Source organism: Sphingobacterium sp. UGAL515B_05, from assembly GCF_033097525.1.
GTDB lineage: Bacteria > Bacteroidota > Bacteroidia > Sphingobacteriales > Sphingobacteriaceae > Sphingobacterium.
This window is the reverse complement of the sequence record NZ_CP109907.1, coordinates 4,185,089-4,211,969: the sequence shown is the minus strand read 5'-3', so window position 1 is coordinate 4,211,969 and position 26,881 is coordinate 4,185,089. Positions and strand designations below refer to the sequence as shown.

Here is a 26,881-nt window from a genome sequence, read left to right as displayed (position 1 = left end):
CATATTATTCGTGATGATAAGGTTCCCCCTTCATGATGGAAAAAGCACGATAAAGCTGTTCTGTAAAAAACAAACGAATCATTTGGTGCGAAAACGTCATCTTCGATAAAGAGATTTTTGACTTCGCCCGATCGTAAATTTTTTGGTCAAACCCATAAGGGCCACCAATAATAAACACCAGGTGTTGAACACTTTGTATCATCATTCTCTCTAAATAAGCAGAAAACTCCAACGAGCGAAATTCTTTTCCATGTTCATCTAACAGCACAACTAAATCTTGTGGCTGTAGCTGTTTTAAAATCAGCAAAGCCTCTTTATCTTTTTGCTGTTCGGCAGAAAGATTCTTGACATTCTTGATGTCGGGAATAACGACAATATTGAAGTTCACATAAAACTTTAATCGCTTAATATACTTTTCAATACCTTCAATAAGGTATTTCTCATCCGTCTTACCTATACAAAGTAATGTTATTTTCATTGAAATATTTTATTAGTTTTTGCCATCAATACCCCAATTAAAGCAAACTTGTTCGATCCAAAATAATGAATTCTATTCGCTTCTTGTCATTATCGAAGGCTGTTCACCAACTTTTGCCTAAGGCCTGCTATTCTAACGTTAAGAGCTACCATTCTAACAAACCCAAAAGTGCACAAAGTTCTGATTTTATTTAAAATAAACACAATCAAAAGGACAAAAAAACATAAACCTCATTTATTCGTTTAGTTATAAAACATTTATTTTCTCGTACACGCTTAAAATATCACGCTGAAAATAGATAATAGCCTCGTTTTAAGCGCATCGATCAGATCGCATTTACTATATGTGACAATAGGAATGAAATATATTTCAACAACTTCAACATGCAGAAATAAAGCCGTTGCGTTAGTTGTCTAAAAAGATGTAAAACTAGCTGGCTCATTTGGCTTATAATAACATGGAAATGCAAACAAAATAAGTATACACATGAAAATAATAAAATCAATTATCCTTATTGCTTTAAGTTTAATAGCATATGAAACCTATGCCCAAACAGCCGCAGTAGACAGTTCCAAAACCTGGATTATCAAAGGAGAAAACACCTTTCTGATCAACCAAAGTTCATTTTCTAATTGGGCTGCAGGTGGGGTAAATTCATTCTCCGGCAACCTAACTCTTAATTACGACTTCAATTACAAAAAAGGCAAATGGTCATGGGACAACAAGGTCCTTGCGGCCTATGGGCTAACCTTTCAAAAAGAGTCGGACTGGCGCAAAAATGATGACCGATTAGTTTTAAATAGCTTATTGGGACATCAGGCATCTCAGTATTGGCTTTATACCTTTTTTCTAAACTTTAACACACAATTTGCCGATGGTTATGATTACACCGCATCACCTAAAAAAAGGATATCCAGATTTTTAGCTCCGGCATACCTGAGCTTTGGCCCCGGTTTTGCGTATAAACGATCCGACAACCTCCGATTTAATCTTTCTCCTGCCGCTGTGCGGTTTGTATTCGTAAGTGATACACTCCTATCCACACGATATGGATTGGATCCAAGCAGCAAGTCCCGTACTGAATTTGGAGCATCATTCGACGCCTATTACAAAGTGAATCTAATGGAAAACATTTCATTTGAAAATATACTAAAACTCTATTCAAACTATTTAGATAAACCTCAAAATGTGGATATCGACTATACGGCCAATCTTTTTATGAAGGTAAATAAGTTTATTACAGTAAATGCAGGCGTACAGATGATCTACGATGACAATACGGCTATTCCGATTATTAAAGATGACGTTGAAGTTGGAAAGAGAAATTCAGCTTTACAGATCAGGCAAATTGTCGGTGCGGGTGTGACGTACAAATTTTAAAGGTAAAAAAAATAGCACACGCCTTCATAAGCCACATAAATTACTTAGGCGCCGTAAACGAAAAAACCGAATTTAATCATTCGGTTTTTTCTGTTATTTAGGAATACTTATGTAAAATTAATCGCTAAAATGGCGCATCATCAGGCATATCGTTCATGCGGGATGGCATCGTAATACCCCCACTGAAGCCCCCAGCACTAAAATCATCAGCAAAGTTTGGCGACGGATTTAATGCAGAAGCAGAAAATGTAGCCGGCGCATCACCGAATCCATCTCCACCACCAAGACCCGAAAACTCATCTTCTAAATCCACAAACTTCACAAATTTACCCACAAAACGAAGTGGAACAATTCCGGTCTCCCCATTACGGTGTTTTGCAATAATAACTTCACCGACACCGGCAGTAGGACGCCCCTCTTCATCTTCTGTCAAACCATAATATTCGGGTCTATATAAGAAAAGAACCATATCCGCATCCTGCTCAATAGAACCAGACTCCCGCAAATCGGACAACATAGGACGCTTACTATTTCCTGGTCTTGACTCTACAGCACGACTCAGCTGCGATAATGCCAGCACGGGGATGTTTAGCTCCTTAGCTACAGATTTCAAAGCACGGGAAATACTACCGATCTCTTGTTCACGGTTCCCCCCACCTTTACCTTCAGCTTTTCCATGCATTAACTGCAGGTAATCGACGATCACCATTTGAATATCGTATTGAGCCTTTAACCGTCTACATTTAGCCCTAAATTCAAACACGTTCAACGCCGGCGTATCATCAATAATAATAGGCGCATCGGTTAAACGGCCAATTCTCGAATGTAATTGTTGCCATTCATGATCAGCAAGATTTCCTTTTTTCAATTTCTCTTGCTCAATTTCGGTTTCACCGGCGATTAGACGATTGACAAGCTGAACGGATGACATCTCCAAAGAGAATACGGCGACTGCTTTTCCGTGTTCCACTGCAGCATTACGTGCAACGGAAAGTACGAATGCCGTCTTTCCCATCGCTGGACGTGCTGCAATAATAACCAGATCAGAAGGCTGCCAACCTGAAGTCATACGATCCAAGGCAGTCAAACCCGAAGGCACACCTGTCAGACCATCTGTGCGGTCACGCAGCATCTCAAGATTAGAGATCGCCTCACGCATAATATCGTCCATCTTTCTTGAATCTCTCCGCAAGTTATTCTGCGCGATATCAAACAAACTTTTTTCGGCATGATCCAACAGATCGAAGATATCTGAGGTTTCATCATATGAACTGTTAATAATTTCCGTAGAAACCTTGATCAGCTCACGCTGAATATATTTCTGTGAAATAATACGTGCATGATACTCAATATTAGCTGCCGAAACCACTCGATCTGTCAATTGCGTAATATAATAAGCACCGCCAACCATTTCAAGAGCCCCCATCCGTCTAAGTTCCGAGGTAACGGTTAATATATCAATTGGAGAAGTCTTTTGAAAAAGGCCAAAAATCGCTTCAAAGATCTTTTGATGTGATTCCTTATAGAACGATTCTGCTTTTAAAATATCAATAATTTCACTCAGCGCATTCTTTTCAAGCATCAAAGCTCCCAAAACAGCCTCCTCAAGATCCACTGCCTGCGGCGGAAGTTTACCCAAACCACTCACCAAATTATTTAATTTGGTACGACGTTCGCCATAATTACCCCGTTTGTTATTATCCGTGTTATTCGCTTCAAAATTACTGTCGTTCATCATGATATTATATCAGAAATATAGCTTTGCTATCCGTATAAATTTTAGATAGGATAACAAATGTATAAAAAATAAAATTCACCACCATGCGGAGTTACACACAGAGAAATTCAACGATCACACCCGAAACCTCAAAAAGCTTTGAAGGACACAGATTTACATAGTGAGTTTTCAACACTTACTGTTGAAAAGATGTTGAAAATAAAAAATTACCACTTAAAATCAACACATTAAAAAATGTTAATAACTTAAGCCATTGTGAATAAGCAAAATGGTAAAAAGCAAATCAATACGCTCCACTATCATCAATACAAACTGACTTTAAGATGAAAACAAATCCCTTTTTTAGCTCTAAAAAATATTCATATATTGTATCTTTGTAACTATGACGCACGACTCCTCAACATTAAAACCCTACAAAGATACCAACGATGGGAAGAAGAAACAGGTGGCAGATATGTTTGACAACATCTCCCATTCCTATGATTTTTTAAACCATTTCATGTCTTTGGGTATTGACATTATATGGCGCAAAAAAGCCATCAATGCATTAAAGTCCATAAAACCGCAACTGATGTTGGATGTAGCGACAGGAACCGGTGATTTTGCATTGGAATCAATTAAAATCTTGAATCCAAAAAAGATTATTGGTGTCGATATTTCCCAAGGAATGCTTGAAGTCGCTAAGAAAAAAATTGCAAGCAAGGGATTAGCTAATCAATTTGAGGTAGCGTTAGGAGACTCAGAGAGGCTTCAATTTGAAGATAATACGTTCGACGCTGTTACCGTAGCATTTGGTGTCCGTAATTTCGAAAACTTGGAGAAAGGCCTATCAGACATATACCGCGTGTTAAAACCTGGTGGGAAAGCTGTTATTTTAGAATTTTCGAATCCGAAGAAATTCCCCATTAAACAGCTTTATAATTTTTATTTCAAGTTTATTACACCAACCATTGGAAAATTCTTTTCAAAAGATTCCAGTGCATATGAATATTTACCAGAATCTGTTGCTCAATTTCCAGATGGACAAAAGTTCGTTGCCATAAACAAAAAAGCAGGTTTTCATGACACTATTGTTAGACCGCAAACATTTGGTATCTGTACCATCTATATTGCTACAAAATAGTGCAAGCTAAGATCTGGTTTTGAATCAAATCGGATTAATTTTTAATATCAACGAGTTACTTTATATGACTAAAACAGTTTTTATTACAGGAGCAAGTTCAGGAATTGGTCAGGCTTGTGCCGAAGTTTTAGCGAAAGAGGGGTACAATCTTTTACTTTGCGCGCGCAGGTTAAACCGTTTAGAGGCATTAAAAGATGCATTGTTAGCGGCCTACCCTACTATTCAGATCCATATTTTTGAGCTTGACGTTCGCGATGCAGAACAAGTTGCGAATCAGATTGAGGGCCTGCCTCCAGCATGGAAAAAAATAAATGTCCTCATCAACAACGCTGGTCTGAGTCAAGGATTGGATCCTATCCAAGATGGTGATATCGGAGATTGGGACAGAATGATTGATACCAATATTAAAGGTTTACTGTATGTGAGTAAATCTGTGATACCACTTATGGATACCGAAAACGGCGCCCATATTGTTAATTTAGGATCTATTGCAGGGAAAGAGGTTTATCCGAATGGAAATGTGTACTGTGCTACCAAACATGCCGTTGATGCGTTGACTAAAGCTATGCGCATTGATTTGCTAACTCAGGGCATTAAAGTAACCTCTATCGACCCCGGAATGGTGGAGACAGAGTTTTCGGAAGTTCGTTTCCATGGAGATCGGGAAAGAGCTAAAAATGTTTACAATGGTGTACAACCCCTGACAGGGAAAGATATTGCCGAAACGATCCTTTTCGTCATTACCAGACCGGCACATGTGAATATAAACGATCTCTTAATAATGCCTACAGCGCAAGCGACAGGCGCAATTGTCAATCGAAAATAATTTAAATATCATGTCATTAGAAATACAAATAAATCAAGACATTAAGGCCGCAATGATCGCAAAAGACACGGCAAAATTACGTGGCTTACGTGCAATTAAGGCAGCTATCCTCTTAGCAAAGACAGAAAAGGGCCATGCCGAAGATCTTAACCAGGAGGCGGAGATTAAAGTTTTACAAAAACTTGTAAAACAACGTCGCGAATCTGCGGAAATTTATAAGACTCAAAACCGGGAAGATCTTTATGAAATTGAAGTTGAGGAAGAAAAAGTTATTGAAGCTTATCTACCAAAACAGTTAAGCAAGGAAGAAGTTGAAACGATTGTCAAAGCAATTATCGCCGAAACAGGAGCTTCTTCCATTAAAGATATGGGCAAAGTAATGGGTGCCGCAAATCAAAAGCTTGCTGGACAAGCAGATGGGAAAACCATCTCTGAAGTTGTTAAAAGTCTACTCGCATAAAACGCTCAAATCAATAGAGTCAAATTAAATTGGGTATGTCTTTCCAACCATATCGATTGTATAATTTGGCTCTATTTTTATTTCAATTATGGCTTTTCAGTGGAACCTAAAGAGTTTTGACGAACTCAACACGAAAGAATTATATCGTATTTTAAAGCTTCGCATGGAAGTTTTTGTTTTGGAGCAGGAATGTTTATATCCTGAATTGGACGATAAAGATTTTGCTTGTCTGCATCTGTGGACAGAACAAGATGATCGTATTATAGCATACACGAGATTAGTTCCTCCGGGCCTTTCCTACCCACAAGCTTCCATTGGTCGGGTTATCGTTGCCGAGGAAGCGCGCGGAACCGGCCTGAGTCAACAATTAATGATGCATTCCATCGAATCGCTCCACAAAGAATTTGGTGAAGGCGAGATACAGATAGGTGCGCAATTTCATTTAAAATCCTTTTATGAAAAATTAGGCTTTGAGCAAATTTCCGAGCCCTACCCTGATTATGGAATCCTTCATATTGATATGATTAAACCCGCAATTTAGTAAATTTAGGCATGCAAAACGTTGTCATCATCACAGCCGCCCTATTTGGCGGCCTCGCTATTATCCTAGGTGCATTTGGAGCACATGCATTCAAAAAAATCCTATCCGCTGAAAAGCTGGAATCCTTTGAGGTCGGCGTTCGATATCAAATGTATGCTGCGCTAACCCTATTGATTTTAGGATTTAATTTCCACTTTGAGCTTCAGTCTGAACGAGTTGCATTTTATCTGATCACATTAGGAACTCTTTTATTCTCGGTAAGTATATATTTTCTATCGTTTGCCGAATACTGGAAAAAGAATCTAAAGTTTCTTGGCCCAATTACCCCGCTCGGCGGATTGCTTATGATCGCAGGTTGGGTTGCTATTATGATTCGCTTTTTGTAGATTTGAAATAAATATGGCAATGATGTCTGCCCCGAACCGCCCTAATAAGCTGATGACGTCTACTATTTTAGTATAAAACAACAATTTTATATAAAGTGTAGACTTATGGCTATAACACATTCAAATCAAAGCAATCTTCATTTTTTTCTTAAATGGCTTATCTCCTGTAGTGCGATAGGTTTCATCGTAGGATCTATTTGTGCATTTTTTCTCTTTTCCCTCAATTGGGTAACGCAGTACCGAGAAGCTCATCCTTGGATAATTTATGGACTCCCCCTAGCGGGATTTGCCATTGCATTGTCCTATAAGTATTGGGGCAATCCATCAAGCAAAGGAAATAATCTGCTGATTGAAGAATACCTTCATCCCCAACGCCGCATTCCGCTTATCATGGCGCCTCTTGTCCTATTCGGAACTTTACTTACACATCTGTTTGGAGGTTCGGCAGGCCGTGAAGGAACTGCCGTTCAGATAGGTGGAGCAGTTTCCGATCAGCTCAATCGCTGGTTTGACTTCGATAAAACTGAACGCCGTATCTTAATTTCCATCGGCATCACTGCAGGCTTTGCCGCTGTGTTTGGCACCCCACTCGCCGGAACAATATTTGGTCTGGAAGTCCTATTAATTGGCAAAAAAAGATATTTCGGTATCCTGCCCTGTTTATTTACCGCCTATTTTGCGAACTTCAGCTGTCAATTATGGAATATTCCACACACTCATTATCCAATTCATGATGTTATTCCAATGCTTTCTTTGACCAATATTGGATTTAGCCTTGCCGCAGGCATGCTATTCGGTGTTACAGCATGGCTTTTTACATTTACCAGCGATTTCTTTAGCCTTCAATTCAAACGAATTAAATATCCTCTGCTTAGACCGGTAATTGGCGGTATTATTTTGGTACTTATCATTAGGTTATTCCATAGCAGCAACTATATTGGACTTGGTATCCCGATGATTCAGAACGCATTTATCGATCAGTCGAATTATTATGACTTTATCATCAAATTACTTTTAACGACTTTCACCCTTTCTGCCGGATTTAAAGGCGGAGAAGTCACCCCGCTGTTTTTTATCGGGGCAACCTTAGGGAGTGCATTAAGCACCGTTATTCCACTTCCCATCAGCCTGCTGGCTGCTATGGGCTTTGTAGCTGTATTTTCAGGCGCTACAAACACCCCGCTCGCCTGTATTGTAATGGGTTATGAATTATTTGGGATTCAACCTATTTTATTTATAACAATAGCGTGTATAGTCGCTTTTTTATTTTCCGGGAAAAAAGGAATTTATATTGCGCAAAAAGGCGGTTTAAAGGAAAAATTATACCGCAGACTCAATTTATAAACAAGACAATGCGCTTTCAGCTTCTCAGTCTATCTCCTTGTATTCCATTATGAACTACTTCAAATAAAAACAGGATAGGCAAAAAAACATGCTAAGAAGAAGAGTGCAGACCACAATGAATGGACAGATGACTTCAATAAAGACATGAGAAAGATTTTTTGATAAAAAGAGCCTAAATCATAAGTATGCTTTAAGCTCTTTTTATTAAATCTTATCATCCAAACTACAGTAGTTTTCCATGCAGAAAGAATGCTGCAACAGTAAAATAGATAATCAATCCTGAAACATCCACCAATGTAGCTACAAATGGCGCTGATGCGGTCGCTGGATCCAATCCAAACCGACGTAGAATAAATGGAATAAACGATCCTGACAAAGTCCCCCATAAAACAATAAACAATAAGGAAACAGCAACCGTAAAACCAATTGAAATCCAATAAGGACCATAGTCATACAGACCAAGAAAATGCCACGCCAATATCCGTAGGAATCCGATCGACCCTAATATTCCACCTAAGATTAAACCAGAAGAAACTTCGCGCTTCATCACGTACCACCAATCTTTCAGCTTTAATTCACCGAGTGCCATGGCACGAATAATTAAAGATGCCGCCTGTGATCCCGAATTACCTCCACTGGATATAATTAAAGGAACAAATAAGGCAAGTACAACCGCCTTTTCCAATTCGCCTTCAAAAAACCCCATTGCTGAGGCTGTAAGCATTTCGCTAAAAAACAAGATGATCAGCCAGCCGGCTCTTTTTTGGATCAATTGCAACAAAGGAGTTTTCGTATAAGCCAGATCCAATTCTTCCATCCCCCCAAATCGCTGGATATCTTCTGTATCCCGATCTTCAATTCGATCCAACACGTCGTCAAATGTCACAATTCCGACCAATACCCCTGCCTCAGTAATAATAGGCAAAGCACTACGGTCATATTTTTGAAAAATCTCAAATGCCTCTTCCATGGGTGTAGAAGCCTTAATCGCGGCAAAATTGTAGTCAATTAAGTCGGAAATCTTGGTAGAAGAATCCGATAGTAGTAATTGACCAATTTTCAAGTCATCGATCAACACATTTTTCTCATCGACTACATAAATAAAATTAAGCGTTTCGGCCTTTCTTCCAAACACCTTGATATGCCGAAAAACATCATCGACGGTATAATAAGGGCGTACCTGCACATACATTGGTGTCATAAGCCGGGCAATACTGTCCTCTTTATAACCAATCAGCTCCAAAGCCATTTGCTTCTCGCGCTCATTCAAAAGATTGATCAGATATTTGATCAGGTCATCCGGCAATTCCGACAACAATTCATTACGCGTATCCGGCTTCAGGTTATTCAGCAATTCAGACAGCTCATGTTCCGTCATGGATTTGATCAACGTATATTGGACATCCATTTCAAAAAAAGAAAAGATCTCCAATCTATCCTCCAAAGGATAGTCCATAAACTCTTGATGTTGCTCCCCTTTACTTAAACGCGATATTTCTTCCGCGATATCGGCTGGGTGTAATGCTGAATTTTGTTCCATTGGAAGAAAATTTTAATGGATTTAGCGCAAAAGTAGCTTATTTTGTATGATTTTCAACAATCTGAAAAACTATTTTTTCTAATGGGAATTGCTGCTAGTCTTTCGTAAAATCGTCTACTACTACATTGAAGAGTACATTTGACTTGAAATGCCCATGAACTTTACACTATCTTAAAAATTAATTAATCCAGGCGCTAGCTCCTCGGGCTCGAAACCAGCTTTAAATAGCCGGGCTGTTAAATTACCTTTCAGTTCTACATTTCCTTCATTTACCTGCAGCCAGCTCCCTTCACGTAAGCCTATGACTGGCTGAGGATTAAGTTGATGAAATTCCTGGATTCGCGTTTCCCTTGTTTCTCCTTTATGTGTAGAATTTGGATCCGGATCCAAATAATGTGGATTGATATTAAAAGGTAAGAAACCAAGTGCGTCAAAGCTAGGCGGATAAACAATAGGCATATCATTTGTAGTTCCTATTGTTAGTCCGGTCAAATTGGACCCCGCCGATGTACCGACGTATGGAATACCCTTTGCCACTTGCACACGCAATTGCTGTACCAAATCAAGCTCATATAGTGTTTTTAAGAGTAGAAATGTATTTCCGCCGCCAATGAAGATAGCCTTAGCATCCTGAATAGCCTTCTTCATGTTATGAAACTCATGTATTCCCCTAACCGTTACCCCCTTATCTTTCAACGCATCTTGCACTTTAACAGTATAGGCATCAAACGAAATTCCAGAAGGTCGCGCAAATGGAATAAATAATAATTCGTCTGACTGAATAAATTCTACAAAATCTTGCTTAATATAAGCTAAAAACTCACTAGCATGGATCGTGCTTGTACTTACGACCAATAACTTGTACGCTGGATTAATCTTCATCTTCTATCGTTAAAACATTAAATAAAAAGTACCTTTGGCTTTGTCAATTGCGAGGCCAAAGGTACAGTTTTCATTCCTTACTATAGGCATTCCTTACTATAGGCTATTTCTTATCGGCAGTCTTTTTTTCTGTGCCCAATCTTTTATTTTCTTGCAGCGCTTTATGTAAAAGATATTCGATCTGCCCATTAACACTTCTAAACTCATCTGCAGCCCATTTTTCCAATGCTTTGTACATCTGGTCGTCTAAGCGTAGCATAAAGTTTTTCTTATCCGCCATTTTATTTCGTTTATTGGTACAAAGTACCTGTATTTACAATTGGTGTCGCTGCTTTTTCTCCGCAAAGTACCACCATTAAATTGCTGACCATTGCTGCTTTTTTCTCGTTGTCCAACTCTACAATATCTTTTTCAGACAACTTATGCAAGGCCATTTCCACCATCCCAACAGCACCGTCTACAATCTTTGCTCTTGCAGCCACAATAGCAGCTGCTTGCTGTCTTTGAAGCATAGCACCTGCTATTTCGGAAGCATAAGCCAAATGACTGATTCTAGCCTCTTTAATAATAACCCCGGCAGGCGCCAAACGATCAGACAATTCTTGTTCAAGAATATGATTTACGGTATCGCCACCTTCACGCAAAGTGATCTCCGCTCCTTCATCCTCCAAGTTATCATAAGGAAAGCTTCCAGCCAAATGTCTTACCGCTGCTTCGCTCTGCGTACGTACATAAGAGGTATAATTACTTACATCATAAGCAGCTTTATACGTGTCTCCCACTTGCCATACAATCACTGCTCCGATCTCAATTGGGTTTCCCATCTTGTCATTGACTTTCAGTGTCTGTCCCTGTAAGTTATCCGACCGAAGACTTATTTTAATCGTTGAATACAAGGGATTGACAAAAAACAAACCGTTTTCCTTAACTGTACCTACATATTTTCCGAAGAAATTCAGTACACGCGAATGGTTTGGATTAATAATCATCAATCCTTTCAGAATAAAAAAAGTAGCGATCATCAGTACAACCCCCAATACGACATAAAGTGAACTTGCTTCTACGCTGGCAAATGAGAATATAGCCGCCACAAACGAAACGACAGCTATCAATAAAGCTAAATAGCCTGACATTGGTTTAATTAGTTTTTCCATAATTTGTTAATATATATTTGATATCATTTTAATATCATAAATATACTATAATATTTTTCATATTTCAAATGAAAATTTAAAATTACTATTTTTGATTATGCGCAAAAGATCCTTTCTACCTTTAGTAAACTCTACCACAGAAATACTCATCCTTGGCTCTTTGCCTGGAGATAAGTCTTTGGCAGAGAATGAATATTATGCACACCCACAAAATCGATTCTGGAAAGTAATCAAATATTTGTTCAATGCGCCGGAACAAACAAATTATATGGAGAAGATAGATCTATTGCTTAAAAATAACATCGGTCTTTGGGATGTTTGCGCAGAAGCCTCTCGTCCCGGTAGCATGGATCTAGCCATACAAAATGAAGTTCCGAATCAGATTGTTGAACTGCTAGAAACCCACCCTAAAATCACAAAAATTATTTTCAACGGGCAAAAAGCATACAGTTTATACGTAAAGCATTTCAACAAAAGGGAAGACATTATTTACCGATGCCTACCCAGCACAAGTCCAGCCAATGCGATAAGTAATCTCGAAAATCTAATTCAACAGTGGCGCATAATAATAAGTGATTAAATTACACGAATTAGATTCGTTAATTCAGTCCTATTGCTTATTTTTGCCCTAAGATGTCAGATTTAAAATACAATCAACGAGGCGTATCCGCAGGGAAAGAGGATGTGCACAATGCGATAAAAAATATAGATAAGGGTCTGTTTCCCAAAGCATTTTGCAAAATAATTCCAGATATTTTGGGTGGAGACCCAGACTGGTGTAATATTATGCATGCGGATGGTGCTGGCACCAAATCTTCATTGGCGTATGTCTATTGGAAAGAAACTGGGGATATTTCAGTTTGGAAAGGTATCGCACAAGACGCAATTATCATGAATATTGATGACTTACTTTGTGTAGGCGCCATCGATAACATTCTTTTATCCTCAACGATTGGCAGAAATAAAAATCTCATTCCTGGTGATGTGATTGCTGAAATCATCAATGGCACAGAAGAGATTCTGGCGGAACTTCGAGGTTTGGGAATCGGCATCTATTCTACTGGTGGTGAAACTGCCGACGTTGGCGACCTTGTTCGTACCATCATTGTTGATAGTACAGTAACCTGTCGGATGAAACGTGAAGACGTTATTTCAAATCATCGTATCAAAGGGGGTAACGTTATTGTTGGCTTAGCATCAAATGGACAAGCAACCTATGAACAGGCATACAATGGCGGAATGGGTTCCAATGGACTAACTTCTGCACGTCATGATGTATTTAACAAAAAAGTAGCTGAAAAATATCCTGAAGCGTATGATCCAGCTGTTCCTTACGAACTGGTTTTCGCGGGAAACCAAGATCTTACAACTGAAATCGAAGTTGAAACTGGAGAAAAAATAACCGCAGGTAAGCTAGTCCTTTCCGCTACACGTACTTATGCGCCTGTTATCAAACAGATACTAGACAAGTACCGTTCACAAATTGACGGAATGGTACATTGCTCAGGGGGAGCGCAAACAAAAGTCTTGCATTTCGTCGATAATGTGCATGTCATTAAAGATAATCTTTTCCCGATTCCACCTCTTTTTGAATTAATACAGAAAGAATCCAATACAGACTGGAAAGAAATGTACAAAGTATTCAATATGGGACACCGTATGGAATTATATGTTCCTGAATCGATTGCATCGGATATCATCGCCATTTCAGAGTCATTCGGGATTCCGGCCCAGATCATAGGCCGTGTAGAGGAATCTGCATCCAAAAAAGTAACTATAACCTCCCCTTACGGAGAATTTATCTACGAATAAAAGTTTTTTATCCTTGTCTCCTATTTACCTAGGAGACAAGGATATTTTTTTCAATTTGGTATACATGAAAGAAAAACTTCTTGTGGGCTGGAAAGAGACCCTTGATTTACCTGAATTGGGAATATATGGTATAGAAGCAAAAGTCGATACCGGTGCTGCCTCGTCGGTACTACACTGCAACTCGTACAAGATCATTAACGAGGATGGTCAAGACTGGATCATCTGTGAGCTGATCATAAATTTTAAGACAAAAGAGACAAAAACGCTAAAGTTAAAGCTCTATCGAACAAAACTGGTAAAAAGCTCTTTCGGTCAAGAAGAAAAGCGTTACTATATCCGCACAACAGCAACATTATATAACCAGGTCTTTAGCATTAAGATCTCCTTTAGAAATAGATCACAAATGACCTACCCTATGCTTTTGGGTAAAAATTTCTTAAACAAAAGATTTTTGGTTGATGTTTCCAAAGAAAACCTCTCGATGAAGACCTTGGTAAAATAAAACAAATAGCCAAGCAATTTTGTTATCTTAGCACAAAATATACTCATTATACAAATCGTGAAAATTGCCGTATTATCGACAGTAAAGAGTTTATACTCGACTCGTCGTCTCGTAGAAGCCGCACAACAAAGAGGACACGAATGTGTTGTCATTGATCACAGCAAGTGTTATGTCGGTATTCAGCAAGGTAAACCAAGTATCCATTACAAAGGACAGGATCTGAGTGATATTGATGCCATTATTCCCCGAATAGGAGCATCGGTAACATTCTATGGATCTGCCATCGTTAGACAATTTGAGGTGATGGATGTCATTTCCGCGAATCCCAGTCAAGCCATTACGCGATCTCGGGACAAATTGAGGTGCCTGCAGATTTTATCCGGTGCAGGAATCGGACTCCCGATTACGGGATTTGCACGCACGGCCTCTGACGTGGACGACCTTATTAGCATGGTTGGTGGAGCTCCTTTAGTCATTAAACTACTTGAGGGAACACAAGGTATCGGTGTTGTACTTGCCGAAACTAAAAAAGCAGCCTCTTCTGTTATTGAAGCGTTCTACGGCCTGGGCAATAACATCCTGATTCAAGAGTTTATCAAAGAATCAAAAGGCTCAGATATCCGGGCTTTTGTAGTCGACGGCAAAGTTGTTGGAGCGATGAAACGCACAGCCAAAGAGGGCGAGTTTCGGTCAAATATCCATCGGGGTGGCACTGCCCAGATTATCCGGTTAAGTAAAGCAGAAAGAGAGACAGCAATCGCTGCTGCCGCACAATTAGGACTTACGGTTTGCGGTGTCGATATGATTCCTTCTGACAGAGGCCCTCTGGTACTGGAAGTAAACTCATCTCCAGGTTTGGAAGGCATCGAAAAAGCGACAAAAAAAGATATTGCCTCAGAAATTATACAATATATTGAGCGACAATATGAAGCAAAACAGGCTCAAATGCCTAAAGTTGTTAAGAAAAAGAAAAAAAGAGAAAGTAAATTATAAGGTTACCGAATCAGCAACTAAAAGGGGTGTCCGTTATATATGGACACCCCTTTTAGTTGCCAAATAACCTAGACTCAACTAAAGTCGAATTTCCAATATTCCCCAAATTCGACTATCGTCGCTTCCAATTTTTACTTATCTTAGGCTAAATTATGAATTAATGAAAAGATTTAGCCATCTTCTATTTGCCTTTGTACTCGTACTAGCTGCATTTTCCTGGTCTTTTAGCCAAACAACCATCCAAAAAACAGCATCGCCAGCTTGGCTGCGCTCCACTACAAAAAAGGCCATAAAGCCAAATTTGGATGATATTAGTGCTGGATATTACTATGAGTTAATCGAACATCAAATAAACTTAGCTACCCAAACGAAATATTATAAGGACATCAAAGTTCTCTTTGATCAGACTGGAATCGAAAATCTGGGACAAGTTCAGGTAACCTTTGACCCGCATTTCCAAAAACTTCAACTACATGAGCTAAAGGTTATTCGTAACGGCAAAGATATTAACCTATTACCGCAGGCAAAATTTAAGCTGCTTGCCGCTGAAACGGAGCTTTCGAGATCCATCTACAACGGAAGCCAGATGGCCCATTATGTTTTGGAGGATTTACGTAAAGACGATAAGATTGTATTCGCTTATTCAATAATAGGTGCAAATCCGGTATTTGAACAGAAATTTTTCGACAGTTATTACTTACAGGGGTATGAACCCACTGGGCTGGTCCATCTCAACTATATTGTACCCCATGGTCGCAAACTGCAGTTTAAGAGTTTCAATGGCGCACCTGAGGTACAGCAACAGTCAACAGGAAATACAACAAATTTTTTCTGGGAGCTGACGGCGGACAAAACAATTCAGTACGAAGATTATAGTCCGTCGTGGTACAGCCCTTTAAAATATATCCAATGCTCGGAATTCAATACCTGGCAGGAAGTTGATCAATGGAACCGTAAAATTAATCCCATTCCACAAATAGCAACCACAAGTACACTTCAAACCTTCGTCAATCAACTTTGGAAAGAGTCCAACGGGCAACCCTATGCGTACCTGAAAAAGGCCTGCGACTTTGTACAAAATGAGATACGCTATATGGGTATTGAGATGGGAGAATATTCCCACCGGGCAAATGTTCCAGAAAAAGTATTTTCCCAGCGCTACGGCGATTGCAAAGATAAATCAATGCTGCTGGCGACAATGCTCAAAAACAAGAATATTGATGTAGGACTCGTATTGGCCAATACCTATAAGAATAGAGGTCTGCAGAATGAACTCCCCTCGCCTTATGCTTTCAACCATATGGTTATTGAAGTTAATATTGGTGGACGGTCCCAATATATTGACCCAACCATAACCAATCAGGGTGGAGATATCAAAAACAGGTATTTCCCAGCTTATGGAAAAGTACTCTCGACTATGGGTAGTGGAAAGCTTACAGACGTAGCGCAGCATGTTACCGGCAATATTAAAGTCAAGGAAACATTGACAATGGAAGGCAAATTTGAGGCTACCCTTGATGTCCACACAACTTATGTTGGGAATGAAGCGGACGATATGCGTACTTATATTCAAAGTAGTGCAAAAAATGACATACAGAAGCAATACTTGGAGTATTATGCCAAGATCTATCCGAAGATCAATAAAATTGGTCAAATACAATACAAAGATGATCTGGAGAACAATATTGTGGAGATCATCGAAAAGTATAAAATAAAAAACATTGGAAAGACAGAAAGCGGATCTACTAAAAAATATATTCCTTTGTTGGGAACAAATATAAATGACAAGCTTCCAGAGATTATGGAGGATCGTATTGCTCCCCTAAGCCTTTCTTTTCCAACAGATCTAACCTACGAAATGTATATCGTCAACAAAGGGAAAAAGGAATTTGGCAATTATAGAGACAATAGTTATTTCGACCGAACTGCGTATGTTTTCGGCAAAACACTGGAAGTAGAACAGGATAGTATAAAGGTTGCATACACGTTAAGTTTCCACGAACCCTTTGTCGAACAAAAAGACCTGAAACAGTATTATACAGATTTTGCAGATCGCGATCATATCTTTTATAATGGTTTCTATCTTGACAATGATGGATATGTAACAGATGGGATACCTCGTTTAGGCCCCCCTTCTACAGTCGATGAAATTAATTGGTTTTCATTAATCCTATTTATTCTATTACTATCCTCTTTGCTTTTGTATATCGCAAAAAAGTACAGGAAGAGCAAACCTTTTATCATCAAACCCTATAACGAAATTTATCATGACCAAATTGGGGGCTGGATGATTTTTTTACTTCTTTTAATAGTTACAAGTATATTTACGAAATTCACTTTTCTTTTCCTTAGGGAATCCTTCTTTAACCTTAATACCTGGCGGGCAATAGACCATATCGATGGTGGTGCACCTACATTCTATAAAATGCTACTCATATCTGAAATGACAGCTCATCTTTTAATTCTGGTCGGGTTCGTTTATAGTTTCATCCTTATGATCAAAAAAAGGGATATTTTTGCCCAGACATTTTTTCTAGTTACTTTGTTTATGGCTATATTCTATCTCGTCCATGCAATAGGATACCATTATATGTCCAAACAATATATGGGTATCACGGATGATTCATTTTCAAATTATACAGATCACATCAGAGCGATGCTTTTCTTCTGCATTTGGGGAACTTATGTCTACAAATCGGAACGCGTAAAAGGTACCTGTGTTCGGCCATATCAGAACGATGGGATTATGCAGAAGGCTGCGACAGGGCATCCTTTTGATCAAGATTTTCTAAAGCCTTATTCAATGATGAAACAAGGAGAAAATGAAGCTGGAGCGGAATTTCAATCCCAGAGCGATAGAGCTGATCGCAGTCATACCGAGGACGATCAAGACAAACCGTAGCTACCATTTTCATGAAAAAGGGTTCTGTAAATAATATACACAACCCTTTTTTATGGAAATCTGATTTACATTATTTCATTTTCATCACCATATTATCCGCGCCTTCAGTAGACACTTTTACCTGACCAGATTTGTTCTTCGTAGACTTATAGTGGACATGGTTTTTGACCCCATCAATTTGAACAGTCTCTACTGAACCAATATTAACCATATTGTCTGCCCCCTCTATCGTCACCGTTGTGATGTCATTCCCTGTTACAGTATTCCCTTTCCCCTCAATAATCAATTTACTCACATTGCCACGGATCACAACTTTATTGTCAGCACCTTCTATTTGTACAATCTCCCCCCCTTTGGCCTCTATCGTACGATTATTGTTCACCCCTTCAATTGAGATAACTTTTCCCTGCTGATTAACCACATCGTTCGTTAGAGCCTTGGAAACTGGCTCTTTGGCCGCCATCACCAAACTTCCGATCAAAAGAAGTGAAAATCCAACTGTAATTGTTCTTAGTTTCATAATGTTATGTTTTCTACAGATCGACAAAAATCAAACCTAATTTCAAATCTAAAAGAGATATAAGTTATAATATACAGCGTCAATTGCATCAAGAGTATAATTGGGGAGTAAGAACTAAAATGAAACATAGCATTGAATTGGGTTTACCTGGCACATAACGTCCCAAAAAAGATACAGTAACCGTCATAACAAAAAAAGGAGCCTAAAAGGCTCCTTTAATATCTCTAACAAATTGACAGCGGATTAAAAACTCTATTTTACTGCGTCTACAACTGCTTTGAAAGCTTCTGGGTTATTTAAAGCTAAGTCAGCTAAAACCTTACGGTTCAAACCAATGTTTTTAGCGTTTAATTTACCGATCAATTGGGAATAAGAAATTCCGTGTTGACGAGCTCCAGCGTTGATACGTTGAATCCATAAAGCTCTAAACTCGCGTTTTTTGGTTTTACGATCGCGGTAAGCGTATTGTAAACCTTTTTCTACTGTATTTTTAGCAATAGTATAAACTTTGCTACGTGATCCAAAGTAACCTTTTGCAAGGCCTAGGATTTTTTTGCGTCTTCTTCTAGAAGCTACTGCGTTAACCGAACGTGGCATATTTTTAAAATTAGTTTGGTAGAAGGTGTCATGTATTTCAATGAACTTACAACCTTATACCCGGTTAAAAAATTATTATTAATAAAATCGAATAAAACTTATTTACCGATAGCAAGCATACGTTTTACGTTGCCCATATCGCCATCAGATACATAACTTGTTTGTGTTAAGTTACGTTTACGTTTTGTGCTCTTTTTTGTCAAGATGTGGCTTTTGAAAGCGTTTTTTCTTGCAATTTTACCTGTTCCAGTCAATTTGAAACGTTTCTTTGCGCTGGAATTGGTTTTAACTTTTGGCATAATACTTATAAATTTTATATCAATCTGTTAGAATTCTTATTATTTTTTAGGAGCCTTTGGAGCTACTGTTAAAAACATGCGTTTACCTTCTAATTTCGGTAAAAGCTCTACTTTACCGTAATCCTCTAAAGCCTGAGCAAAGCGTAACAACAAGATTTCACCTTGATCCTTGTGTACAATAGCACGACCTTTGAAGTGTACATAAGCACGAACTTTCTCTCCACTTTCAAGAAACTTAATCGCATGCTTCAATTTGAACTCAAAATCATGCTCACCAGAGTTAGGTCCGAAACGGATTTCTTTAATAACAGTCTGTTTTGCATTAGCTTTGATTTCCTTTTGTTTCTTCTTCTGTTCGTAAACAAACTTACTGTAGTCGATAATCTTACAAACCGGCGGTACAGCATTTGGCGAAATCTCCACTAAATCAAGTTCCAACTCATCAGCCAACTCTAACGCTTTGCGCGTAGGGAAAACTCCTTGCTCCACATTATCTCCTACCAAGCGCACCTCAGGTACCTTGATTAATTCATTAATGCGGTGATCTGGTTCTTTCTTTCTCATTGGTGGTCTTGGACCACCGGGTCTTTTTAATGCCAAATGTTTAAAAATTAAACGGTTATTTCCTTAATTAATATATCTCTAAATTCGTCAGCAGTCATAGTTCCTAATTCTACTGAGCCATGTTTACGTACAGAAACTGTGCCATTTTCCACCTCTTTTTCCCCTACAATCAACATATAAGGAAGCTTTTTCACTTCGGCGTCTCTGATTTTTCTGCCCACTTTCTCGTCACGTAAGTCTATCAGTCCGCGAATATCGGAATTATTTAGCGAATTCAAAACATTTTGAGCATATTCTTCATATTTTTCTGACACTGGCAAGACGATAAATTGCTCAGGAGCAAGCCATAATGGGAATTGTCCAGCGCAATGTTCAATCAATACAGCCACAAAACGTTCTAAAGATCCGAAGGGTGCACGGTGAATCATCACAGGGCGATGTTTCATGTTATCACTTCCTGTATATTCCAACTCAAAGCGCTCAGGCAAATTGTAATCCACCTGTATAGTACCTAACTGCCATTTACGACCTAAAGCATCCTTCACCATAAAATCCAATTTTGGACCATAGAAAGCCGCTTCACCATACTCTACGACTGTCGGCAAGCCTTTTTCCTCCGCCGCTTCAATAATTGCGGATTCAGCCAAAGCCCAGTTTTCGTCCGTACCAATATACTTCGTACGATTCTCAGGATCACGTAACGACACTTGCGCTGTATAATCATTAAAGCCTAAGGCTCCAAAAACATAAAGTACTAAATCGATTACCTTTTTGAATTCGTCTTTGACCTGATCTGGACGACAAAATAAATGGGCATCATCCTGAGTAAACCCACGCACCCTTGTTAAACCGTGAAGCTCACCAGATTGCTCGTAACGATATACAGTACCAAACTCAGCAAATCGAACCGGTAGGTCCTTATACGAGCGTGGTTTTACTTTATAAATTTCACAATGATGCGGACAGTTCATTGGTTTTAACAAAAACTCTTCTCCTTCGATAGGAGTTTTTATTGGTTGAAATGAATCCGCGCCATATTTCTCATAGTGTCCAGAAGTCACATATAACTGCTTGTGTCCGATATGCGGCGTAACAACAGGCTCATACCCTGAGTTTAACTGTGCTTTCTGTAAGAAGTCTATCAGCTTTTGACGTAATGCAGCTCCTTTAGGCAACCAAAGAGGCAAACCTGCACCAACTTTTTCAGAAAAAGCAAAAAGTTCAAGTTCTTTTCCAAGTTTACGGTGATCGCGTTTTTTCGCTTCCTCAATAAACTTCAAATATTCTGTAAGTTCAGATGCCTTCGGAAAAGTAACACCGTAAATACGTGTCAACTGTTTGCGAGACTCATCACCTCTCCAGTAAGCACCGGCAACATTCGTCAATTTAATCGCTTTGATAAACCCAGTATTTGGAATATGAGGACCACGACATAAATCTGTAAATTCCCCCTGTGTATAGAAAGTAATCTTTCCATCTTCCAAGTCTTTGATTAAATCTAGCTTATACTCATCACCTTTCTCTGTGAAATAAGCCAAGGCATCCGATTTCGAAACAGCTTTACGTTCAAATGTTTCTTTCCGTTTAGCCAGCTCCAGCATCTTGTCTTCGATCGCTTTAAAGTCATCAGACGAGAATTCACGATCACCGAAATCAACATCGTAGTAAAATCCGGTTTCAATCGCGGGACCAATACCAAATTTAATCCCAGGATACAATGCCTCCAAAGCCTCAGCCAACAAGTGTGCTGAAGAATGCCAAAAAGTAGATTTACCTTTGGTATCATTCCAGGTCAATAACTTGACAGTAGCGTCATTTTCAATAGCACGGGCAGAATCCCACACTTCACCATTTACTTCGGCAGCAAGGACGTTTCTTGCAAGCCCTTCTGAGATTGATAACGCAATCCCTGCAGCAGTGATCCCTTGTTGATACTCTCTTACGGAACCATCCGGTAGTGTAATTTTAATCATTTACAACTATGATCTTTAAATTGTTAAAAAATAGAAAACATAAAACAACATGTACAATTATGTTATTACACTTACGTTTTCAATAAATAAATTGTGACACAAATTTAGTAAAAATTCTGATAAAATAACAGGGTTTTTGCGCTATTCAACGCATTCTATCGTCACAATTTAACAAAGCTGTTTTCAGCTTTTATAATTTATGACCCGCCAAAAATAGAAAGCCGAACCTACACCCCTCTTACCCATAGTTTAAATGCGCTAAATTCATCAGCTTCACACACTTTACATCCTCATATTGCTTATCGATAATCTGATCGTATTGTTTGACAGTCCCCCACTATTGTACCGATGAGCATCCTAACATTTAATAGAAATCAGATTATATAATAACAGGGTAATTACAGGGGGTTAACAGGGGGTTAACAGGGGTATAACAGGGGTATACCCTTGTTAACCCCCTGTTAACCCCCTGTAAAAGGAGTGTTTTTACGATGTTAATAGAGAATGGAACATCAACTTGATAAGCAAAGAGTATCACCTAGGTGCTTTTTTCAAAAACAATTTAAAATATGGGTGTATGGCAGCTTACACCAGTGATTAGGATCGCTAAAAAATGACAGGACAGCTACTTAAAAGCCGCAACACAAATTGAGCATCTCATTAATATTTGCTACCTTTGCAGACTGAAATTTTAACTATGTCAAATCAAGTACCAGAAGACGGAACACTATTACCCTTAATGGAAGAATTTTACACCATTCAGGGAGAAGGCTACCACACCGGGACTGCTGCTTATTTCATACGATTGGGTGGTTGCGATGTAGGCTGCCACTGGTGCGATGTGAAGGAAAGTTGGGATGCATCTATCCACCCCCTTACAACCGCAGATTCGATTATCGAAAATGCAAAGAAATATCCGGCAAAAACAGTTGTCATTACAGGTGGCGAGCCACTTATTTATAATTTGGATTACCTAACAAAAGGACTTCATGAGGCGGGTATTAAAACGTTTATTGAAACCTCCGGTGCCTATCCTTTGAGTGGCGAGTGGGACTGGATATGTTTATCTCCCAAAAAATTCAAAGCTCCACGCAAAGATGTGTTAGAAGCTGCTGGTGAACTTAAAGTTATCGTTTTCAATAAAAGCGATTTCGCCTGGGGAGAAGAATATGCACAACTAGTAGGACCAAACTGTAGATTATACCTTCAACCTGAATGGTCGAAATCTAAAGAGATGACACCTGCTATTATTGACTATGTAAAAGAAAACCCTAAATGGGATATTTCACTACAAACACATAAGTTCTTGAACATTCCTTAATCGTGCAGATACATGATTAAATAAACATAAAAAAGGCCTTCGATAGTATCGAAGGCCTTTTTTATAAATAATAAATTTATATTAATGCATGTAATTTAAAATCACTTCACATAAGTCTTTAAAAAAGCTTCCAGATCTAACGTTTTCGTTTCTTCACCCTCCTTCTCCCGGACCAGCACATTTCCGGCATTATCAGCATCTAGAAACAGTAAATTCGCCTTTAATAAAATCTTCCCATTTTCATCCAACAATCCAACTTTTCCATTTTCAGAAAACATCAAATAATTGTCTAAAAATTTACTGATATTTTCTTTCTTGTCAAGCAGAACTTTCCCTTCCTGCGTGACCAATCCAAAATTACCGTCCTTCTGAAAAATGGCCAGTTTTTGATTTGCAGGCGTAAGCCAGTCAAACCCTTCTTTATTCACCTTCCCTCCTTTCTTATCCAACAACCAGAAATAATTATCCTTATCTGAAACAATTGCAGTTTGCTCATTAAAATAAGCTAAAGAGAAAAGAGAGCAAGGCAACACCTCTTCTCCAGCCATGTTTTTTATACCATAATATTCATCATTGGTATCTTTATCCTTGACCATCGTCCATTTAAGCGATTTATCCAATGGGAAAGTGTCTTCAAATAGACTCACATCTTCCCCTTCACTCGTATTCCCTCCCCCTGAGATATCAATCACCTTTGCATTTTTAGGAAGCTCGAAATCTGCCACAGCGGAGACATTGATCACTTTTGTTGTTTCAAAACCAAGGTCATTGTTCTCCCCTAAAGACAATTTGAGCACAGCTCCGGGTAAATCATTGATAAATGAAAATGCCGTCAGATAATACGTGGGCACTGCTTCCGAATACCATACTGTTGCAACTGCAGAATCGGCATGGTTTTTTATAAATAACTTTGCCTTCTTACAGGTAATTCCTGCTATTGATTCGATCTCGCCCATATCTTGCAGCTGCACATAAGGCCCTTCCGATTCCCCTAACTTTGTACTTACAATCTTATAGGATGGATTGTATGCTTCGGCAGTGACAATATCATCACCGACCGAATACGAATATGTTTTTGCTAATTTTCGATTTAAAATAGCATGTGCTTTTTGATTCACCACAGTAGAAGAATAATCGGCATCAGCCAAAATCTCCACATTCCGATAAGCCATTTTTCCTTTCAAAAATGGTTCATAAAACTCTTTTGCAAATTCCGGAACTTCATTTTCAAATTTTTCAGGGGAAACTTCACCTTTAAACACCAACTCCATCTGCCATTGCTTATCTTGTGCATAAGTTGTCGAAATTGATAATCCAAATAAAAGTGCAACGTTGAGTAAATTATTCATAAGAATGATAAATATGTAGCTAAATAACAAAAGACAGACCAAAAAGCCTATCTTTTACGCTATTTTTTTATTTATTTACTTTTTTCTCTTCATATTTCCATAAAAAGCAAAAAAAGACCACTAAGCAAAATGAACTACAATTTTATCATCTGCTTAGTTTTCACCGCTTCGTCACATGCCAAAGCAATTCGTAGACTATTAACAGCATCTTCCATCGAATCAGAGAGGTCCAAATTATCTACAATCGCCTGCTGAAAGAATAACTGCTCCCGGTTACATAATTCCTGATGATCGGGCTCATCCGATAAGTTGACCCACTCATCGACCTTCTTAAATTCATTTGCCGAATCTAAATCGGCGTAATGTACGCGAAGGCTTTCTGTTTGTGTATGGGATGCTACCGAATCCGATTTACCTTCGTCGCTCGCTTTATTTGCGACAATGGAAACTGCACCTTTAGGCCCAAAAACATCCTTTACAAAAAAAGCGTTCTGACTAACCATTGGTCCCCATCCGGCTTCATACCACCCTACGGACCCATCTTCAAAATGCAGCTGCAATTGTCCGTAGTTGTAGTTCCATGCAGGAATCTCATCGCTTAACCGCGCGCCGATTGCAGATACATACAGTGGTTTTGCACCTACCATTTGACACATGACATCAATATAATGAACTCCACAGTCAACAATGGGACTTAAACTAGCCATTAGATTTTTATGCACATCCCACATATACCCATGGCTCTGTTGATTCAGGTTCATACGCATAACAAGTGGCTTTCCCATCGTTTTAGCTATTTCAATAAATTTGATCCAGGAGGGATGATATCTCAAAATATATCCAACAACCAATTTTTTATCATATTTCACAGCTGCATCGACGACCTCCTGCGCGGAAATCACATCTTCAGCTAAAGGCTTTTCAATAAAAACATGAGCACCGGCCTGAAAGGCTTTTATAGCATACGCTTTGTGAGTATCCGGATAGGTCGCTATACAAACGGCATCCGGTTTCGTTTCCTGAAGTGCATCCTCATAAGATTCAAACAATTTATAGTTACCTCCCAATTGTTCATTCAGTTTACTTTTGCTCTCCCCACGAGCTACTAGCCCCACAATTTGAAAGCCATCTAAATCGTGATATGCCTTCGCATGAGATGCGCCCATATTTCCACATCCAACAACCAATATTTTAATAACCTGTTCCATCATTTTTTCTATTGCTATATTATTTCTTTAATCCATCTAAAGCAAAGGCCGCTCCTGTTCCCAATACAGCACCTGCTAACACATCGGAGGGAAAATGTACGCCCAGATACATCCTTGAATACCCCACGCTACTCGCCCATAAAAGCGATGGCGCGACGACGTACCACTTTCCGTAAGCCCGAGACAAAGCAGAAGCAGTAGCAAAAGCAGATGACGTATGACCAGAGGGAAAGGAATAACCACCGGCCGTACGAACCGATATGAAATTAGGATATTTTTTAAATGGCCTGCTGCGCTTAAAAATATGTTTTAACCCAACATTCACGAGCGCTGTTACAGCCGTACTGCTAGCAACATACAAGGCATTCTGACGCATTGCCTTATCATCGTTGACTGCACCTGCAACCAGTAAACCAACCGGAACGGCTATCTGAACATAGTTATTGATATCAGAAAGCACTTTAAATGATTGTGTTTGTGGCGCTGTCCGAGTCTCGGCTATGGACTCCAATATACGGATATCTAACGTAGACGCTGGCTTTTCCTGCCCTAGAACAGGACCATATAGACAGTTAATCCAACAAATAAAAATAAAAGCTAATCTTTTCATCAAACAAATAATCTATCTAATTTACAATCTCTTTGAAACATGTATCAATAAACACATTCCTCCTATTATTAAACAACAACTTATACTTCCTACCACTGTAACTCTTATTCGCTGCTAATTTGGTATGTCCCCCCCAATTCCTAAAAATAAGAAAATTTATGTGAGTTGTCAGCCTATAAAAAGCGTTTCGATTGGACAAGATCTCCCAACTTGCTATTGGCCTGATTCAAAAAGCTTACTATAGGATAGGAAATCAGCATTACCTTTTTCTAAATTATGGTATATTCCTCCAATCAACAGCATTGTTTTCACATTTTTTTCAAGAAAATTGAATTCATTTCAACAACAAGTCCATTAGGATAAGAATTTTAAAATGATA

At 38.8% G+C, this 26,881-nt stretch carries 27 protein-coding genes and 1 riboswitch; of the genes, 13 read left to right on the top strand and 14 right to left on the bottom strand.

Annotation, left to right across the window (positions count from 1 at the left end; translation table 11 throughout):
* Positions 1–4: 4 nt before the first annotated feature.
* Complete coding sequence (rlmH, locus tag OK025_RS17165; protein WP_317665603.1) at positions 5–478, bottom strand: 23S rRNA (pseudouridine(1915)-N(3))-methyltransferase RlmH; 474 nt, start codon at positions 476–478, stop codon at positions 5–7.
* Positions 479–964: 486 nt separating this feature from the next.
* Between rlmH and OK025_RS17160 the strand changes: the two genes are divergently transcribed.
* Positions 965–1,858 carry a DUF3078 domain-containing protein gene (locus tag OK025_RS17160; RefSeq protein WP_317665601.1) on the top strand — a complete coding sequence of 298 codons (894 nt, stop codon included), beginning with the start codon at positions 965–967 and terminating at the stop codon, positions 1,856–1,858.
* Between the two features lie 124 nt (positions 1,859–1,982).
* Here the strand turns inward: OK025_RS17160 and dnaB are convergent, their stop codons facing one another.
* Positions 1,983–3,593, bottom strand: coding sequence for a replicative DNA helicase (gene dnaB / locus OK025_RS17155; protein ID WP_411567704.1), 1,611 nt, complete (start codon positions 3,591–3,593; stop codon positions 1,983–1,985).
* Positions 3,594–3,978: 385 nt separating this feature from the next.
* On the opposite strand from dnaB, the gene ubiE reads away from it, so the two are divergent.
* The 6 genes from ubiE to OK025_RS17125 all read left to right on the top strand — a co-directional run bounded on the left by ubiE (position 3,979) and on the right by OK025_RS17125 (position 8,276).
* Complete coding sequence (gene ubiE, locus OK025_RS17150; protein WP_317665598.1) at positions 3,979–4,719, top strand: bifunctional demethylmenaquinone methyltransferase/2-methoxy-6-polyprenyl-1,4-benzoquinol methylase UbiE; 741 nt, start codon at positions 3,979–3,981, stop codon at positions 4,717–4,719.
* 64 nt (positions 4,720–4,783) lie between these two features.
* Positions 4,784–5,545, top strand: coding sequence for an SDR family oxidoreductase (locus tag OK025_RS17145; RefSeq protein WP_075993324.1), 762 nt, complete (start codon positions 4,784–4,786; stop codon positions 5,543–5,545).
* A 10-nt stretch (positions 5,546–5,555) separates the two neighbouring features.
* Positions 5,556–6,005, top strand: a complete 450-nt coding sequence (locus OK025_RS17140) for a GatB/YqeY domain-containing protein (RefSeq protein ID WP_317665596.1) — start codon at positions 5,556–5,558, stop codon at positions 6,003–6,005.
* Positions 6,006–6,093: 88 nt separating this feature from the next.
* A complete protein-coding gene (locus OK025_RS17135) occupies positions 6,094–6,546 on the top strand; it encodes a GNAT family N-acetyltransferase (protein WP_317665595.1) in 453 nt (150 codons plus the stop codon).
* 11 nt (positions 6,547–6,557) lie between these two features.
* A complete protein-coding gene (locus OK025_RS17130; RefSeq protein WP_317665594.1) occupies positions 6,558–6,932 on the top strand; it encodes a DUF423 domain-containing protein in 375 nt (124 codons plus the stop codon).
* 6 nt (positions 6,933–6,938) lie between these two features.
* A riboswitch (Fluoride riboswitch) is annotated at positions 6,939–7,001 on the top strand.
* Between the two features lie 36 nt (positions 7,002–7,037).
* Entirely contained in the window at positions 7,038–8,276 is a 1,239-nt protein-coding gene (locus OK025_RS17125; protein ID WP_317665592.1) for a voltage-gated chloride channel family protein, read from the top strand.
* A gap of 223 nt (positions 8,277–8,499) precedes the next feature.
* Here OK025_RS17125 and mgtE read toward each other — a convergent pair whose 3' ends face one another.
* The 4 genes from mgtE to OK025_RS17105 all read right to left on the bottom strand — a co-directional run bounded on the left by mgtE (position 8,500) and on the right by OK025_RS17105 (position 11,852).
* A complete protein-coding gene (mgtE, locus tag OK025_RS17120; protein WP_317665591.1) occupies positions 8,500–9,816 on the bottom strand; it encodes a magnesium transporter in 1,317 nt (438 codons plus the stop codon).
* A 171-nt stretch (positions 9,817–9,987) separates the two neighbouring features.
* A complete protein-coding gene (gene pepE, locus OK025_RS17115) occupies positions 9,988–10,698 on the bottom strand; it encodes a dipeptidase PepE (protein WP_317665589.1) in 711 nt (236 codons plus the stop codon).
* Between the two features lie 103 nt (positions 10,699–10,801).
* Entirely contained in the window at positions 10,802–10,978 is a 177-nt protein-coding gene (locus tag OK025_RS17110; RefSeq protein WP_075993331.1) for a ribbon-helix-helix domain-containing protein, read from the bottom strand.
* Between the two features lie 10 nt (positions 10,979–10,988).
* Positions 10,989–11,852, bottom strand: a complete 864-nt coding sequence (locus OK025_RS17105; RefSeq protein WP_201667805.1) for an SPFH domain-containing protein — start codon at positions 11,850–11,852, stop codon at positions 10,989–10,991.
* Between the two features lie 97 nt (positions 11,853–11,949).
* On the opposite strand from OK025_RS17105, the gene OK025_RS17100 reads away from it, so the two are divergent.
* The 5 genes from OK025_RS17100 to OK025_RS17080 all read left to right on the top strand — a co-directional run bounded on the left by OK025_RS17100 (position 11,950) and on the right by OK025_RS17080 (position 18,061).
* Positions 11,950–12,432, top strand: coding sequence for a DNA-deoxyinosine glycosylase (locus OK025_RS17100; protein WP_317665586.1), 483 nt, complete (start codon positions 11,950–11,952; stop codon positions 12,430–12,432).
* A gap of 53 nt (positions 12,433–12,485) precedes the next feature.
* Positions 12,486–13,664 (top strand): AIR synthase related protein, encoded by a 1,179-nt coding sequence (locus OK025_RS17095; protein WP_317665584.1) that lies wholly within the window; start codon positions 12,486–12,488, stop codon positions 13,662–13,664.
* 64 nt (positions 13,665–13,728) lie between these two features.
* Positions 13,729–14,166, top strand: a complete 438-nt coding sequence (locus OK025_RS17090; protein ID WP_317665582.1) for an ATP-dependent zinc protease — start codon at positions 13,729–13,731, stop codon at positions 14,164–14,166.
* Between the two features lie 57 nt (positions 14,167–14,223).
* Entirely contained in the window at positions 14,224–15,159 is a 936-nt protein-coding gene (gene rimK, locus OK025_RS17085) for a 30S ribosomal protein S6--L-glutamate ligase (RefSeq protein ID WP_070565651.1), read from the top strand.
* 160 nt (positions 15,160–15,319) lie between these two features.
* Positions 15,320–18,061: a DUF3857 domain-containing protein gene (locus OK025_RS17080; RefSeq protein WP_317665577.1), complete on the top strand. Its 2,742-nt coding sequence runs from the start codon at positions 15,320–15,322 to the stop codon at positions 18,059–18,061.
* Positions 18,062–18,131: 70 nt separating this feature from the next.
* Here OK025_RS17080 and OK025_RS17075 read toward each other — a convergent pair whose 3' ends face one another.
* From OK025_RS17075 to thrS, 5 genes are all read right to left on the bottom strand, one after another.
* Positions 18,132–18,581: a DUF3060 domain-containing protein gene (locus OK025_RS17075; RefSeq protein ID WP_317665575.1), complete on the bottom strand. Its 450-nt coding sequence runs from the start codon at positions 18,579–18,581 to the stop codon at positions 18,132–18,134.
* A gap of 252 nt (positions 18,582–18,833) precedes the next feature.
* Positions 18,834–19,178: a 50S ribosomal protein L20 gene (gene rplT, locus OK025_RS17070; RefSeq protein WP_046674462.1), complete on the bottom strand. Its 345-nt coding sequence runs from the start codon at positions 19,176–19,178 to the stop codon at positions 18,834–18,836.
* Between the two features lie 98 nt (positions 19,179–19,276).
* Positions 19,277–19,477 carry a 50S ribosomal protein L35 gene (gene rpmI / locus OK025_RS17065; RefSeq protein ID WP_002993964.1) on the bottom strand — a complete coding sequence of 67 codons (201 nt, stop codon included), beginning with the start codon at positions 19,475–19,477 and terminating at the stop codon, positions 19,277–19,279.
* Positions 19,478–19,516: 39 nt separating this feature from the next.
* A complete protein-coding gene (gene infC, locus OK025_RS17060) occupies positions 19,517–20,077 on the bottom strand; it encodes a translation initiation factor IF-3 (RefSeq protein ID WP_075993338.1) in 561 nt (186 codons plus the stop codon).
* Positions 20,078–20,088: 11 nt separating this feature from the next.
* Positions 20,089–22,014: a threonine--tRNA ligase gene (gene thrS, locus OK025_RS17055; protein ID WP_317665571.1), complete on the bottom strand. Its 1,926-nt coding sequence runs from the start codon at positions 22,012–22,014 to the stop codon at positions 20,089–20,091.
* Between the two features lie 697 nt (positions 22,015–22,711).
* Between thrS and OK025_RS17050 the strand changes: the two genes are divergently transcribed.
* Entirely contained in the window at positions 22,712–23,335 is a 624-nt protein-coding gene (locus OK025_RS17050) for a 7-carboxy-7-deazaguanine synthase QueE (RefSeq protein WP_317665569.1), read from the top strand.
* A gap of 101 nt (positions 23,336–23,436) precedes the next feature.
* Here OK025_RS17050 and OK025_RS17045 read toward each other — a convergent pair whose 3' ends face one another.
* The 3 genes from OK025_RS17045 to OK025_RS17035 all read right to left on the bottom strand — a co-directional run bounded on the left by OK025_RS17045 (position 23,437) and on the right by OK025_RS17035 (position 26,502).
* Positions 23,437–24,684 carry a hypothetical protein gene (locus OK025_RS17045; RefSeq protein ID WP_317665567.1) on the bottom strand — a complete coding sequence of 416 codons (1,248 nt, stop codon included), beginning with the start codon at positions 24,682–24,684 and terminating at the stop codon, positions 23,437–23,439.
* Positions 24,685–24,818: 134 nt separating this feature from the next.
* A complete protein-coding gene (locus OK025_RS17040; protein ID WP_317665565.1) occupies positions 24,819–25,895 on the bottom strand; it encodes a Gfo/Idh/MocA family oxidoreductase in 1,077 nt (358 codons plus the stop codon).
* A 16-nt stretch (positions 25,896–25,911) separates the two neighbouring features.
* Positions 25,912–26,502: a phosphatase PAP2 family protein gene (locus OK025_RS17035; protein WP_317665563.1), complete on the bottom strand. Its 591-nt coding sequence runs from the start codon at positions 26,500–26,502 to the stop codon at positions 25,912–25,914.
* Positions 26,503–26,881 lie beyond the last annotated feature (379 nt).

Bases quoted from the DNA above. Each gene is read 5' to 3' on its own strand.
- OK025_RS17145 (WP_075993324.1), top strand. From the start codon at position 4,784: ATGACTAAAACAGTTTTTATTACAGGAGCAAGTTCAGGAATTGGTCAG.
- OK025_RS17095 (WP_317665584.1), top strand. From the start codon at position 12,486: ATGTCAGATTTAAAATACAATCAACGAGGCGTATCCGCAGGGAAAGAG.
- pepE (WP_317665589.1), bottom strand. From the start codon at position 10,698: ATGAAGATTAATCCAGCGTACAAGTTATTGGTCGTAAGTACAAGCACG.
- OK025_RS17125 (WP_317665592.1), top strand. From the start codon at position 7,038: ATGGCTATAACACATTCAAATCAAAGCAATCTTCATTTTTTTCTTAAA.
- OK025_RS17090 (WP_317665582.1), top strand. From the start codon at position 13,729: ATGAAAGAAAAACTTCTTGTGGGCTGGAAAGAGACCCTTGATTTACCT.
- OK025_RS17130 (WP_317665594.1), top strand. From the start codon at position 6,558: ATGCAAAACGTTGTCATCATCACAGCCGCCCTATTTGGCGGCCTCGCT.
- OK025_RS17110 (WP_075993331.1), bottom strand. From the start codon at position 10,978: ATGGCGGATAAGAAAAACTTTATGCTACGCTTAGACGACCAGATGTAC.
- rplT (WP_046674462.1), bottom strand. From the start codon at position 19,178: ATGCCACGTTCGGTTAACGCAGTAGCTTCTAGAAGAAGACGCAAAAAA.
- mgtE (WP_317665591.1), bottom strand. From the start codon at position 9,816: ATGGAACAAAATTCAGCATTACACCCAGCCGATATCGCGGAAGAAATA.
- thrS (WP_317665571.1), bottom strand. From the start codon at position 22,014: ATGATTAAAATTACACTACCGGATGGTTCCGTAAGAGAGTATCAACAA.
- OK025_RS17080 (WP_317665577.1), top strand. From the start codon at position 15,320: ATGAAAAGATTTAGCCATCTTCTATTTGCCTTTGTACTCGTACTAGCT.
- OK025_RS17045 (WP_317665567.1), bottom strand. From the start codon at position 24,684: ATGAATAATTTACTCAACGTTGCACTTTTATTTGGATTATCAATTTCG.
- OK025_RS17100 (WP_317665586.1), top strand. From the start codon at position 11,950: ATGCGCAAAAGATCCTTTCTACCTTTAGTAAACTCTACCACAGAAATA.
- dnaB (WP_411567704.1), bottom strand. From the start codon at position 3,593: ATGAACGACAGTAATTTTGAAGCGAATAACACGGATAATAACAAACGG.
- OK025_RS17135 (WP_317665595.1), top strand. From the start codon at position 6,094: ATGGCTTTTCAGTGGAACCTAAAGAGTTTTGACGAACTCAACACGAAA.
- ubiE (WP_317665598.1), top strand. From the start codon at position 3,979: ATGACGCACGACTCCTCAACATTAAAACCCTACAAAGATACCAACGAT.
- rpmI (WP_002993964.1), bottom strand. From the start codon at position 19,477: ATGCCAAAAGTTAAAACCAATTCCAGCGCAAAGAAACGTTTCAAATTG.
- OK025_RS17075 (WP_317665575.1), bottom strand. From the start codon at position 18,581: ATGAAACTAAGAACAATTACAGTTGGATTTTCACTTCTTTTGATCGGA.
- OK025_RS17140 (WP_317665596.1), top strand. From the start codon at position 5,556: ATGTCATTAGAAATACAAATAAATCAAGACATTAAGGCCGCAATGATC.
- rlmH (WP_317665603.1), bottom strand. From the start codon at position 478: ATGAAAATAACATTACTTTGTATAGGTAAGACGGATGAGAAATACCTT.
- OK025_RS17050 (WP_317665569.1), top strand. From the start codon at position 22,712: ATGTCAAATCAAGTACCAGAAGACGGAACACTATTACCCTTAATGGAA.
- OK025_RS17160 (WP_317665601.1), top strand. From the start codon at position 965: ATGAAAATAATAAAATCAATTATCCTTATTGCTTTAAGTTTAATAGCA.
- OK025_RS17040 (WP_317665565.1), bottom strand. From the start codon at position 25,895: ATGATGGAACAGGTTATTAAAATATTGGTTGTTGGATGTGGAAATATG.
- OK025_RS17105 (WP_201667805.1), bottom strand. From the start codon at position 11,852: ATGGAAAAACTAATTAAACCAATGTCAGGCTATTTAGCTTTATTGATA.
- OK025_RS17035 (WP_317665563.1), bottom strand. From the start codon at position 26,502: ATGAAAAGATTAGCTTTTATTTTTATTTGTTGGATTAACTGTCTATAT.